Source organism: Paraburkholderia sp. RL18-101-BIB-B (assembly GCF_046026985.1).
Classification (GTDB): Bacteria; Pseudomonadota; Gammaproteobacteria; order Burkholderiales; family Burkholderiaceae; genus Paraburkholderia.
This window is the reverse complement of record NZ_JARESV010000001.1, coordinates 385175-397370: the sequence shown is the minus strand read 5'-3', so window position 1 is coordinate 397370 and position 12196 is coordinate 385175. Positions and strand designations below refer to the sequence as shown.

Annotated in this window: 11 protein-coding genes; 10 read left to right on the top strand and 1 reads right to left on the bottom strand. The window is 63.0% G+C overall.

Annotated features, from left to right (window positions below; genetic code table 11):
• Positions 1-4: 4 nt before the first annotated feature.
• Both P0D73_RS01780 and wecB read left to right on the top strand, forming a co-directional pair.
• The gene (locus P0D73_RS01780) at positions 5-1201 is read left to right on the top strand and encodes a methyltransferase domain-containing protein (protein WP_408429299.1); all 1197 of its coding nucleotides are present in this window, start codon (positions 5-7) and stop codon (positions 1199-1201) included.
• 55 nt (positions 1202-1256) lie between these two features.
• Positions 1257-2360, top strand: a complete 1104-nt coding sequence (wecB, locus tag P0D73_RS01775) for a non-hydrolyzing UDP-N-acetylglucosamine 2-epimerase (RefSeq protein WP_408429296.1) — start codon at positions 1257-1259, stop codon at positions 2358-2360.
• 20 nt (positions 2361-2380) lie between these two features.
• On the opposite strand, the gene P0D73_RS01770 is transcribed toward wecB, so the two are convergent.
• Positions 2381-3103, bottom strand: coding sequence for a TetR family transcriptional regulator (locus tag P0D73_RS01770; RefSeq protein WP_132378183.1), 723 nt, complete (start codon positions 3101-3103; stop codon positions 2381-2383).
• 375 nt (positions 3104-3478) lie between these two features.
• Here P0D73_RS01770 and P0D73_RS01765 point away from each other — a divergent pair, with 375 nt between their 5' ends.
• From P0D73_RS01765 to P0D73_RS01730, 8 genes are all read left to right on the top strand, one after another.
• On the top strand, positions 3479-5071 hold the full coding sequence (locus P0D73_RS01765; protein WP_408429294.1) for a 6-hydroxynicotinate reductase: 1593 nt from the start codon (positions 3479-3481) through the stop codon (positions 5069-5071).
• A 49-nt stretch (positions 5072-5120) separates the two neighbouring features.
• Complete coding sequence (locus tag P0D73_RS01760) at positions 5121-6059, top strand: UPF0280 family protein (RefSeq protein WP_408429291.1); 939 nt, start codon at positions 5121-5123, stop codon at positions 6057-6059.
• Positions 6035-6625, top strand: a complete 591-nt coding sequence (locus P0D73_RS01755; RefSeq protein WP_012426218.1) for an amino acid synthesis family protein — start codon at positions 6035-6037, stop codon at positions 6623-6625. The genes P0D73_RS01760 and P0D73_RS01755 overlap by 25 nt, the downstream gene beginning before the upstream one ends.
• Positions 6626-6685: 60 nt before the next feature.
• Positions 6686-7270 carry an amino acid synthesis family protein gene (locus P0D73_RS01750; RefSeq protein WP_408429289.1) on the top strand — a complete coding sequence of 195 codons (585 nt, stop codon included), beginning with the start codon at positions 6686-6688 and terminating at the stop codon, positions 7268-7270.
• A 181-nt stretch (positions 7271-7451) separates the two neighbouring features.
• Complete coding sequence (locus tag P0D73_RS01745) at positions 7452-9392, top strand: ABC transporter permease (RefSeq protein ID WP_408429611.1); 1941 nt, start codon at positions 7452-7454, stop codon at positions 9390-9392.
• Complete coding sequence (locus P0D73_RS01740; protein WP_408429286.1) at positions 9389-10198, top strand: ABC transporter ATP-binding protein; 810 nt, start codon at positions 9389-9391, stop codon at positions 10196-10198. Before P0D73_RS01745 ends, P0D73_RS01740 begins: the two co-directional genes overlap by 4 nt.
• Positions 10195-10908, top strand: a complete 714-nt coding sequence (locus P0D73_RS01735) for an ABC transporter ATP-binding protein (protein WP_310817780.1) — start codon at positions 10195-10197, stop codon at positions 10906-10908. The genes P0D73_RS01740 and P0D73_RS01735 overlap by 4 nt, the downstream gene beginning before the upstream one ends.
• 88 nt (positions 10909-10996) lie before the next feature.
• Positions 10997-12196 (top strand): amidohydrolase family protein, encoded by a 1200-nt coding sequence (locus P0D73_RS01730; RefSeq protein WP_408429283.1) that lies wholly within the window; start codon positions 10997-10999, stop codon positions 12194-12196.

Here is a 12196-nt window from a genome sequence, read left to right as displayed (position 1 = left end):
TCTTATGACAGACATCAACTCAAAGCAATACTGGGACCATCGTTTCTCGACTGACTGGGTCTCTGCCGGCGGACACGGGCAAACGCGATTCTTCGCGACGGTTGCGGCCAAGCTGATGCCGGACTGGTTCAAGTACCTAGTGTTGCGGGAGCAATGGACTATCTGCGACTGGGGTTGCGCGGAAGGGCAGGGGGTCGATGAACTGAGCAAATGGCTCGGCGTGAACTCCATCAGCGGAGTCGATATTTCGGAAGTGGCGATCGAGAAGGCTCAAGCCTCGTTTCCGCATGGACGTTTCAAAGCACAGTCGCTCGACGAGCTGGACGACTACGACGTTATTTTTTCGTCGAACACGCTGGAACATTTCGATAACCCGTTCGAAGTCGTCGCACGCCTCGCGGAGCATACGAAGCGCTTTCTGGTTCTGCTTCTGCCGTTTCAGGAATATGACCGGATTCCCGAGCATTTCTTCACGTTTGACCTGGACAACATTCCCGTCTGCCCGGTGCCCGGTTTCGCTGCCGTTGCCTGCCGCGTCGTCGATGCGGCGAAAATCAATATCAACTATTGGAATGGGAAGCAGATATTGGTCGTCTACGCGCGGCTCTCGGCGCTCGGAGACACCCAGCCCGATCTGCGCAATTTCTTTATAGGCGACGACACCTACGAAGCGTTCGCGCAGGAGCGTAGTCAAAGTGTTGCCCGACAGCACGCCTCGGACAGGCAGCAGTTTGCGTCGCAGCTTGCTCAAACTCATAGCGAACAAGCTGCGACAAACGCGCGTCTCCACTCGACAGAAAGGGCGCTGCAGGATGTATGCGCAGAACGCGATGTAGAGAAAGAAAAACTGACGCGGTCGCAAGAGACACTCGCCGAGCGGGATCAAGCGCTCGCCGAATTGAAGCAGGCAATCACCGAGCGGGACCAGACAGTCGGCGAATTGAAGCAGGCAATCACCGAGCGCGAGCACACAATCGAGGCAGTGAAGCAGGAATGTGGCGCCCTGTCTGCGGAGACTGTCTCGCTTCATGCGCGCATCGAAAGGTTGCAGATCGAAGGCGAGCGTTACGCGAGGCTCCTGGCCGAAGTCCGAGCACGCGCGGACGACGTCGAGAGGCAAATGGACACGATGCTGCGCTCGAAGACGTGGCGATTCACAAGCGCGATCCACCGGTTCCTCGGTAGGACACGGCCGCGTTAAGGCCCGATAGAACGCAGTTGCCTACCCTTTACCAAGTCCAATATCGGAACACGCTGTGAAAAAACGTAAGATCATCGTCACTATCGGAACCCGTCCTGAAGCGGTGAAAATGGCGCCGCTCGTCAAACAATTGCAGCGCGAAAAATGGGCGGACTGCCGCGTTCTCGCAACGGCGCAGCATCGCGGCATGCTCGATCAGGTGTTGCGTCTGTTCGAGATCAAAGCCGATATCGACCTCGACATCATGCAGCCCAACCAGTCTCTACCCATGCTGACTTCGCGGCTCATGGTTCGGCTGGATGAAGTGCTTGCCGCCGAACAGCCCGATGTGCTGCTCGCGCAGGGCGACACGACCACCGTACTGACGGCGGCGCTCGCCTCCTTTTACCGGCGCGTGCCGGTCGGACATGTCGAAGCCGGGCTGAGAACGGGCGATCTTTCAAATCCGTTTCCGGAAGAAATGAATCGTGTGGTTGCAAGCCGGCTCGCGCGCTGGCATTTCGCACCGACGGAGACTGCGAAACAGAACCTTCTCACAGAAGGCATTGATGCGGCGAGCGTGTTCGTCACCGGCAACACGGTCATTGACGCCTTGCTGGATGTGGCCGGTCGGTGCGACGGCGCGGCGCCGTTCAAGGGGGACAGCCGGCTGATTCTGGTGACGTCGCACCGTCGCGAGAATTTCGGCGCGGCGTTTCAGAACATCCTGCGAGCGATCAGGACGATCGCCGACGACAATCCCGACGTCCATATCCTCTATCCCGTTCATCCGAATCCGAACGTGCGTGAGACGGCATACGCCCATCTCGACAACCATCCGCGAATCACGCTCTGCGAACCTCTGGATTATTTGCCGTTCGTTGCCGCGATGAAGCGGGCCTATCTGATCCTAACCGACTCCGGCGGCGTGCAGGAAGAGGCGCCCGCGCTCGGCAAACCGGTGCTCGTCCTGCGGCGCGAGACAGAGCGCCCTGAAGCGGTGGCGCATGATGTCGTGAAGCTCGTGGGCACCGACTACGCCGACATTGTCTCGAACACGCAACGGCTGCTCGATGACCCGTCCGAATACAAGCGTATGGCGCGCGGCGTGTCGCCTTACGGTGACGGCCTGGCGTCCGGGAGAATCGTAAGCGTGTTGAGAGACCATTTTCAGGTGTGACGCCGTCTCGCGGTGAAGCGCTACGCCTCGCTATTCTGGCTCGCCTCATTCACCGCAAGCGCCGCCGCTTCTCCTGCCACCGGCGAGCTCGACCGCACCGCGCGCAACACCGTATCCTTGATGACCTCGCGCCAATGCGCGAGCGCCGCCTTGTCCATCATCGGCTCGCCGAGAAACGCGCCCAACGTGTATTGATTGGCGTTATAGAAATAACCAAGCGACGCGATCATCAGATAGACATCGCGCGCTTTGACATCCGCACGAAAGACGTGCTGCGCCTGACCCGCGTCCAGTAACTTTTGCACCACCGAAATCGCGTAGCCGGAAATCTCCTTCAGCTTCAACGATTTCTTCGCGTGCTTGCCCTGGTGCAGATTCTCGCTGGAGAGCAGCGTGACGAACTCGGGATGATCGAGGTAATACTGCCAGACGAATTCGACCATCTGTTCGAGCCCATGCACGGGATCGGCCAGATCGAGATCGAGCTTGCTTTCCGCTTCGTTGAATTGCGTATAGATGGTTTCGAGAACTTCGACGAACAGTTGCTCCTTGCTGCCGAAGTAGTAGTAAATCATGCGATCGTGCGAGCGCGCCGCCTTTGAAATACTCTCCACGCGTCCGCTCGCATAGCCCTGCTTGGCAAAGACCTTGATGGCCGCTTTCAGAATCTTGGCGCGCGTGTCCTGCGCCTGTTTCGCACGGATGCCGGTAGCGCCCGGCTTGCGGGCGGCGGTGGGACTCATGGCGGTCTCGAATCTCTTGTTAGCGTCAGGTTGAACGGCATGCGCCGCAGCCGGCCAAGGCACGGACGCGCCTTCATCATACAGCCCGCATGGACTGCTGCGGCATGCGCAGCGCGATCATTCACTTCGGCGTAGATTGAAGCGTGACCCACACGGCAATGTGGCATTGCACCAATCACGCGCACGCCGGTAAATACGTTGCGCAGACTAAATTGATCGAGTAGATTTCTAACGAGTTTGGTGTAGCGGATACTACACGAACGGTGAGTGACCGCAACATGGAAGTCGGCGGATCACGCGAAAGTGCCGGTAAACAGGCACTATTCGTCAACCGGAGCGGGACCGATTGTAATGTCGTCGTATGGGAACCCCACCATGACAGAACATACGAAGGTCGATTTCGGTGCGGAAAGCGTCGACGGCGAAACCGCCTCGACGCCGGGTCCGACCGTGCTCGAGAAGGCGGCGCCGCGCAGTGAGCGGATGGCGTCGAACAAGATCGAATGCAATGCCTGCCCGGTGCTGTGCCAGATATCCGAAGGGCGCACCGGAGCGTGCGATCGTTATGCGAACGCGGATGGGCGGTTGATTCGTGTCGATCCGGTGGTGTTCCTGTCGCGCGCGCCGTCAACGTCCGAAGCGAACGCCGCGATCGAATTCGGCGCCTCTTCCGAAGTGCATGACCCCGCGGCCGAACAGGCGTTGTTCGTGACCGGCGTCGGCGCTTCCTCCACCTATCCCGACTACAAGCCCGCGCCTTTTATCGTCGCCTCGAAGCTCGACGACGTCGACATGATCACGGTCGTCACGGAAGGCATCTTCAGCTATTGCAGTTTCAAGGTGAAGATCGACACCGACCGCTTCCTCGGGCCGGAGCAATCGAACGTGCGTTGTCACGGCGAGATTGTCGGCCATGTGACGACGGCGGAATATGGCTCGCAGATGTTGAGTCTCGGTGGCGTGCATCATCTGACCGGCGGCAGCAAGAAAGAAGGCCGCGTGACGTGCGACATGATGCTCGCGCTCGGCAACAAGGAAGCGGTCGAGTTGAGCATCGACGGCGGCGCGAGTCTGGTGATTCGCGCGGGCGCGGCGCCGATTGTCGACGGCGTCGAGGAACAGCGCATGCGCGTGGGCTGCGGGTCGGCCACCATCGGCATCTTCGCGAAGCAATGGTTCGGTCACGCCGACGAAGTGGTGGTCGTCGACGATCACATTACCGGTGTGCTCACCGAACATCAGGCCGGACGTTGTCTCGGCATGGTGCGCTCAGGTGTGAAGATTCGCGGACGCAAGTCGACGCCGGGCCGTTATTTCCAGGTGGCGAATCCGGGCACCGGCTGGGGCGGCACCGACATTCAGGATCCGCTCGCGATCGTCGAAGGCTTCGATCCCGCGGTCGCCAAACCCGGCATGCGCCTCCTGATGGTGTCGACCACCGGCGAACACGCGCAGTGGTACGAACTGGATCAGGATCTCGTGCCGCGCATCACGGCGATGCCGGACGCGGTGCGCCACACCGTCGAGCGGATCGGCGAGAACTGCGAGCCTTCGCTCGCCACGGTGCTGTTTCTCGGCGGCGCGGGCGGCAGTCTGCGCGCGGGCGCCACGGAGAATCCGGTGCTGCTCACGCGCGCGATCAAACAGAAGCTGGTCAACGTGACTTGCGGCGGCGCGCCGGCTTATGTGTGGCCGGGCGGCGGGATCACCGTGATGGTAGATGTCTCGCGCATGCCCGACCGTTCGTTCGGCACGGTGCCGACGCCCGCGATCGTCGCGCCGATCGAATTCACCATGACGTACGACGCCTATCGCGATCTCGGCGGTCATCTCGACGCCGTGCGGTCATTGGAGAGCGTGCTCGCGAACGGACCGGAACATACGGAGGGCGCGCCGCTCGCGCGACGTACGCTGGCGTGCAATCCCGACAACCCGTGGCCGCCCGCCATGCCGCCGATGCTTGGCTGACCGCGCCGACAGCGCTAATGTAACGACCGCAACGAACGCGACCGAAACAATGAACCCCACTCGCACCCGACTCGATGCGACCCGCTGGCATTGGCAGCATGGGCCGATCGATCTGATCCTCAGCGCGGACGGCACGCCCCAGGCGGTGCAGGCCGCGTATGAGGCCTGCTGGGCGCGCTTTGTCGACGTGTTGCCGGAGCTGGTCGGTGAACTGAAGCGCCTGCGTCAACCTGTACCGGCCGAAGCCGCATTCGACGACAGTGAATTGCAGGGCGCGGTTGCCCGCCGTATGTGGTCGGCCTGTCATCCTCACCGCGCCCGCTACATCACGCCGATGGCTGCGGTCGCGGGAAGCGTTGCCGATGAACTGATCACGGCGTTCGCACGCGAAGGCATCTCGCGCGCCTTCATCAACAATGGCGGCGACATTGCGCTCTATCTGACCGAAGGGCAGCAATACCGCGTCGGCGTGTTCGCGGACCTCGCGTCGTTTTCACCCGTGCGGCTGTCGCGTGATCAGGCGCTCGACGCCAATCTGACGCTCGACGCCAGCCTGCCCATTCGCGGCATTGCGACGAGCGGCTGGCGCGGCCGCAGCTTCAGCCTCGGCATCGCCGACAGCGTCACCGTGCTCGCGCGCAACGCCGCCGCCGCCGACGCCGCCGCGACCATGATCGCCAACGCCGTCGATCTGGAACATGCCGGTATTCTGCGGCGTCCGGCTTCGTCGTTGAAAGACGATAGCGACCTTGGCGATATGCTCGTCACCGTCGACGTGCCGTCCTTGCCGCAGCCGCTGATCGACTTCGCGTTGGCGCGCGGTGTCGAAGGGGCGCAGCGTCTGCTCGAACGAGGCTTGATCGAAGGCGCCGCGCTATTCCTGCAAGGGCGGGTGCGCGTGGCCGGTATTCACGACACAGGCGGGCTGCACACGCAGCGCGCGCAGATCACAACGGAGGCTCCGTGTTCGAAATACGCCGCGTGCTGACGCACGTCGAAGATATCTTCCACGAGTTCGGCCCCGCGCCCGCACAGCCGCTCAGACGCGGCGCGATTGCCGCGGTGATGACGAACCCGTTCGCCGGCCGCTACGAAGCGAAAATCGAGCACGCGATGGAAGCGCTCAAGCCGATCGGCTTCGATATGGCGCAACGGTTGCTGGCGGCGATGGCGGTGCCGCATGCGTCGATCGAGAGTTACGGCAAGGGCGCGATTGTCGGCGCGCGCGGCGAACTTGAACATGGTGCGTTGTGGCATGTTCCCGGCGGCTACGCGATGCGTGAGTTGCTGGAGAAGAATGGCGTGCCCACCAACGCCATCGTGCCGTCCACCAAGAAGGTCGGCGCGCCGTCCACCGCGCTCGACGTGCCGCTCACGCACGTCAACGCGAGCTACGTGCGCAGCCATTTCGACGCGATCGAAGTACGCGTGCCCGGCGCGCCCGCCGCCGATGAACTGGTGTATATCCTCGTGATGAGCACCGGGCAGCGCGTGCATGCGCGCGTCGGCGGCCTCGCGAAAGAGGCGATCGTGGGCAAGGACGGATTGCGCTGAGCGGCGCCTGGTTGGCGCAGTGAGATCACGCAGAGCAGGCATCGAAACTCGGAGAGCGAAATGGCAATCAAGCTTCGCAAGCTGGTCGTGCAAGTGGATGAAACACGCATTGAAATGGGCCAGTCCGTCGAGCCGCCGGCGCGCCGCGCGGTCGCGATCGCGGTGATCGACAATCCCTATGCCGGCCGTTACGAGGCCAAACTCGACGCGCTGATCGAAGCCGGCGAAGAGTTGGGCGCGCTGCTCGGCAACAAGTGTGTTCAAGCGCTGGGCATCGCGCCGGGCGAGGCGCAAAGCTACGGCAAGGCTGCCATCGTCGGCGAGGCGGGCGAACTGGAACATGCCGCGGCGATTTTGCATCCCAAGCTCGGCGCGCCGCTGCGGGTGGCGGTCGAAAAGGGCGCGGCGCTGGTGCCGTCGGCAAAGAAGATGGGCACGCTCGGCACCGCGATCGACGTGCCGCTCGGCCACAAAGACGCCGCCTTCGTGCGCAGCCATTTCGATGCGATCGAAGCGCGCGTGTCGGACGCGCCGCGTGCGAACGAAATCGTCGTGGCCGTCGCGGTGACGGCTTCGGGGCGGCCGCTGCCGCGCATCGGCGGCTTGCAGGTGAGCGAGATCAAAGGCGAAGACGGTTTGCGCTGAGTGTGCTTGAGGCGATTTCGCCGGCGCTCCGAATGACCTAAGGGACTTTCTTCGGGGCGTATTGTATTGTCCTGCCGTTGACGCGTGCGCGCATGGTGCCGCACGCGCTGCAATGTCTGCCGATCGCGTTGAAGGCGCCAAAGCCGCGCCTTCGCCGTTCAGCAAACTGCCAAGGGTCGCGATGCTTTCGAATTTGCTGGTACAGCTGGTCAACGGACTCGCCGACGCGTCGACGCTGTTTCTCGTCGCCGCCGGTTTGTCACTGATCTTCGGCGTGACGCGCATCGTCAACTTTGCGCACGGCTCGTTCTATATGTTTGGCATCTATGTCGCGTACAGCATCGCGAGCCGGTTTGGACATACGATGGGCGGCTTCTGGTTGTCGGTGCTGGCGGCGGCGCTGGTGGTCGCGGTACTGGGCGCGCTGGTCGAGATGGTGGTTCTGCGGCGCATCTATCAGGCGCCCGAGCTGTTTCACCTGCTCGCGACGTTTGCGCTGGTGCTGATCTTTCGCGATGCCGCGCTGTGGCTGTGGGGCCCGGAAGACCTGTTCGGACCGCGTGCGCCGCATCTGGCGGGCGCGGTCGATTTCCTCGGCCATCCGCTGCCCACCTACGACATTGCGTTGATCGTGATCGGGCCGGTGGTGTTGCTGCTGCTCTGGTATGCGCTGACACGCACGCGTTGGGGCACGCTGGTGCGCGCCGCGACGCAGGATCGCGAGATGCTCGGCGCGCTCGGCATCAATCAGGCGTGGCTGTTTACCGGTGTGTTTTTCGTCGGCGCGTTTCTCGCTGGGTTAGGCGGCGCGCTGCAAGGGCCGCGCATGTCGGCGAATCTGTCACTGGATCTGGAGACGATCGGCAACGCGTTCGTGGTGGTGGTGGTCGGCGGGATGGGCTCGATTCCGGGTGCGTTCGTCGCCGCGCTGATCATCGCGGAGATCAAGGCGCTGTGCATCGGCATCGGGCATGTGACGATCTTCGGCGTCGGGTTGTCGCTGAGCCGGTTTACGCTCGTCGCCGAGTTTGTCGTGATGGCGGTCGTGCTGGTGGTGCGTCCCTGGGGTTTGCTCGGCCGCGCGAGCGCCGCGGTGCGCGGCATGGCGGCGCCGGAAACGCCTTTGCGGCCGGCGGGCAAACGGCTCAAGTGGCTGGCCGCCATCGCCTTGCTCGTTCTCGTGCTTGCGCCGTTGGCGGCCAACGCGTTTCCGTACATGCCCGTGCTGCTGGTCGAAATCCTGATCGCCGTGCTGTTTGCAACGAGCCTGCATTTCATCATGGGTCCGGGCGGCATGCATTCGTTCGGCCACGCCGCGTACTTCGGATTGGGCGCATACGGCGCCGCGCTGTTCCTCAAAGTGCTGAATCTGCCGATGGAAGCCGCCTTGCTGCTCGGACCGCTATTGGCGGTGGCCGGCGCGCTGGTGTTCGGCTGGTTCTGCGTGCGGCTCTCCGGCGTCTATCTCGCGATGCTGACGCTCGCGTTCGCGCAGATCGTCTGGTCGGTCGTGTTCCAGTGGGACGACGTGACGGGCGGCAGCAACGGCATTCTCGGTTTGTGGCCGTCGAACTGGTTGTCCTCGCCGGTGGCCTTCTATTACGTGACGCTCGTCTGCGCCGTGATCGGCGTGTGGTTGTTGCGCAAGATGCTATTTTCGCCGCTCGGCTACGCGATGCGCGCGTCGCGTGACTCTGTGCTGCGCGCCGAAGCAATCGGCATCGACGTGAAGCGCGTGCAATGGGCCGCGTTCGTGATCGCGTCGCTGTTCTGCGGGCTCGCCGGATCGCTGTATGCGTTTTCCAAGGGCACGATTTCGCCGGAAGTGATCAGCGTGAGCCGTTCCGTGGACGGCCTCGTCATGGTGCTGCTCGGCGGCTTGCAGACACTCACCGGGCCGATTGTGGGCGCGGCCGTGTTCACGTGGCTGCAAGACACGGTCGCGCGGCAAACCGACTATTGGCAGGCGCTGCTGGGCTTCGCGATTTTGCTACTGGTGATCGCGTTTCCGCAGGGAATCGTCGGCTTCATTCGCGAGCGTTTCGGCGACGACAGCGCCGACCAGGCGGAAAAGAGCGCCGTCTCGCCTTCCCGACGTACGGCGATCAAGGAGGGGCTATGAGCTTGCTGCACGTTGGCGGTCTCTCCAAATCGTTCGGCGGCCTCAAGGCGGTCGACGATGTCTCGTTCGATCTCGAAGCCGGGCAATTGCTGGCTTTGCTCGGACCGAACGGCGCGGGCAAATCGACCTGTTTCAACATGGTCAACGGACAGTTGCCGCCTTCGTCCGGATCGATTCGTCTGGACGGTCAAGAGCTGGTCGGCATGCGTCCGCGCGACATCTGGCGGCTGGGCGTGGGCCGCACGTTTCAGATCGCCGCGACCTTCAATTCCATGACCGTGATCGAGAACGTGCAGATGGCGTTGGTCTCGCGCGAACGCAAAACCTTCGGTCTATGGCAATCCGCGGGCTCGCGCTATGCCGATGAAGCCCTCGCGTTGCTCGACCAGGTCGGCATGGCCGCGGATGCGAACCGCGCTTGCGGCGTGCTCGCGTACGGCGACGTGAAGCGCGTCGAACTCGCGATCGCGCTCGCCAATCGCCCGAAGCTGCTGCTGATGGATGAACCCACCGCCGGCATGGCGCCGAAGGAGCGCAATGAATTGATGGCGCTGACCAAGCGTCTTGTCACCGAACACAAGATTGGCGTGCTGTTTACCGAGCACAGCATGGACGTCGTATTCGCGTACGCCGATCGCCTGATCGTGCTCGCGCGCGGCAAGCTGATCGCCGAGGGCGACGCCGACACGATCCGCAACGACCCGCGCGTACAGGAAGTCTATTTCGGCACCGGCAAGACGTTCCAGCCGCACGCGCCGCTGCACGAGGCGGCGGGCGGCCATCAAGGTCAAGGAGCGCTGCAATGAGCGAGCCGATGCTGAAAGTCTCCGGCCTCAACGCGTTCTACGGCCGCGCGCACATTCTGTTCGACGTCGGCCTCGAAGTTGGGCGAGGCGAAGTCGTGGCGTTGATGGGCCGCAACGGTGCAGGCAAATCCACCACGATGAAAGCGGTGATGGGTTTGCTGCCGCGCCGTCAGGGCGAAGTGAATTTTCGTGGGCAGAACATTACGGCGTTGCCGCCGTACAAGATCGCACGCATGGGCATGGGTTTCGTGCCCGAAGATCGGCGTGTGTTCGCGGATCTGACCGTGATGGAAAATCTCGACACGGGCCGCCAGCCGCCGCGCGACGGCGCGCCGCAATGGACGCCGGAAAAACTGTTTCGCCTCTTTCCCAATCTCGGCGAAATGCCGCAACGTCCGGGCGGCCAGATGAGCGGCGGCGAGCAGCAGATGCTCACCGTGTCGCGCACGCTGATGGGCAATCCGTATCTGGTGCTGCTCGACGAACCGTCCGAAGGCGTGGCGCCGGTGATCGTCGAACAGATGGCGAACATGATTCTCGAACTCAAGCGCGAAGGGCTGTCGATCCTGTTGTCCGAACAGAACCTGCACTTCGCCGAGCTGGTCAGCGACCGCGCGTATGTGCTCGAAAAAGGGCAGATCCGCTTTAGCGGCACGATCGGCGAACTCGCACAGAACGAAACAGTGAGGCGCGCTTATCTGAGCGTGTGATTCCACCGGACAGCGCAGCGCGCACTGAGCGGCGCGCTTCGCGGCGCCGGGTAGTCGTTCCAAACTCGCGTTGCGAAAGGAGAGGCAGATGGCAGCAGAAACGTTGACAGGCTTGTCGGGCAAGGTCGCGATAACGAACATCGGGCTGCTGTTATCGGGCGACATCGATCAGCCGATTCTCGACGCGGACACGCTTGTGATCGACGACGGCGTGATCGTCGCGGTCGGCCGCGAAAAGGACTGCGACCTCGAAGGCGCGCGCACGACGGTCGATTGCAAAGGCACGACGGTCGCGCCCGGTTTGATCGACTCGCATGTGCATCCCGTGTTCGGCGACTGGACGCCGCGCCAGAATCAGATGGGCTGGATCGAATCGAATCTGAATGGCGGCGTCACCACGATGATTTCCGCCGGGGAAGTGCATTTGCCCGGCCGCCCAAAAGACGTGCTCGGTGTGAAGGCGCTGGCGATAACCGCGCAACGCTCGTTCGAAGGGATGCGCGGCGCGGGTGTCGGCGGCGGCGTCAAGGTGATGGCGGGCGCGCCGGTGATCGAAAAGGGCATGGTCGAAGAGGACTTCAAGGAACTCTCGGAAGCGGGCGTGAAGCTGCTCGGCGAAGTCGGTCTCGGCAGCGTGAAGGGCGGCGAGGAAGCGGCGCAGATGGTCGCGTGGGCGCGCAAATACGGCATTCAGAGCACGATTCACACGGGCGGTCCGTCGATTCCCGGCTCGGGCCTGATCGATCGCGACGTGGTGCTCGCCGCTGACGCCGACGTGATCGGCCACATCAACGGCGGGCACACGTCGCTCTCCTACCGGCATGTTTGCGACCTGTGCGAACAGTCGAGCCGCGCGCTGGAAATCGTCCACAACGGCAACGAACGGATCGCCTTGCTGACCGCGCGTCACGCGATCGAATTGAAGTGTCCGCACCGGATCATTCTCGGCACCGATAGTCCTGCGGGTTCCGGCGTGCAACCGCTCGGCATCTTGCGGATGATCGCGCTGATTTCGAGCCTCGCGGACGTGCCCGCGGAAATCGCTTTCTGTTTCGCGACCGGCAACACCGCGCGTCAGCGCAATCTGCGCCAGGGGCTGATCGAAGTGGGCCGTCCCGCCGACCTCGTGTTCATGGATCGCGCGCAGCACACGGCGGCCGATACGCTGCTCGAAAGCGTGCAGCTCGGCGATATTCCGGGCGTGGGCATGGTGATGATCGACGGCTTGATCCGCTGCCGGCGCAGCCGCAATACGCCACCGGCCACGGAAGTGCCGGTGGTGCTGTGA

Excerpts from the sequence above, each read along its gene's own strand:
- P0D73_RS01765 (WP_408429294.1), top strand. The coding sequence starts at position 3,479 with ATGACAGAACATACGAAGGTCGATTTCGGTGCGGAAAGCGTCGACGGC.
- P0D73_RS01780 (WP_408429299.1), top strand. The coding sequence starts at position 5 with ATGACAGACATCAACTCAAAGCAATACTGGGACCATCGTTTCTCGACT.
- P0D73_RS01770 (WP_132378183.1), bottom strand. The coding sequence starts at position 3,103 with ATGAGTCCCACCGCCGCCCGCAAGCCGGGCGCTACCGGCATCCGTGCG.
- P0D73_RS01745 (WP_408429611.1), top strand. The coding sequence starts at position 7,452 with ATGCTTTCGAATTTGCTGGTACAGCTGGTCAACGGACTCGCCGACGCG.
- P0D73_RS01760 (WP_408429291.1), top strand. The coding sequence starts at position 5,121 with ATGAACCCCACTCGCACCCGACTCGATGCGACCCGCTGGCATTGGCAG.
- P0D73_RS01735 (WP_310817780.1), top strand. The coding sequence starts at position 10,195 with ATGAGCGAGCCGATGCTGAAAGTCTCCGGCCTCAACGCGTTCTACGGC.
- P0D73_RS01740 (WP_408429286.1), top strand. The coding sequence starts at position 9,389 with ATGAGCTTGCTGCACGTTGGCGGTCTCTCCAAATCGTTCGGCGGCCTC.
- P0D73_RS01750 (WP_408429289.1), top strand. The coding sequence starts at position 6,686 with ATGGCAATCAAGCTTCGCAAGCTGGTCGTGCAAGTGGATGAAACACGC.
- P0D73_RS01730 (WP_408429283.1), top strand. The coding sequence starts at position 10,997 with ATGGCAGCAGAAACGTTGACAGGCTTGTCGGGCAAGGTCGCGATAACG.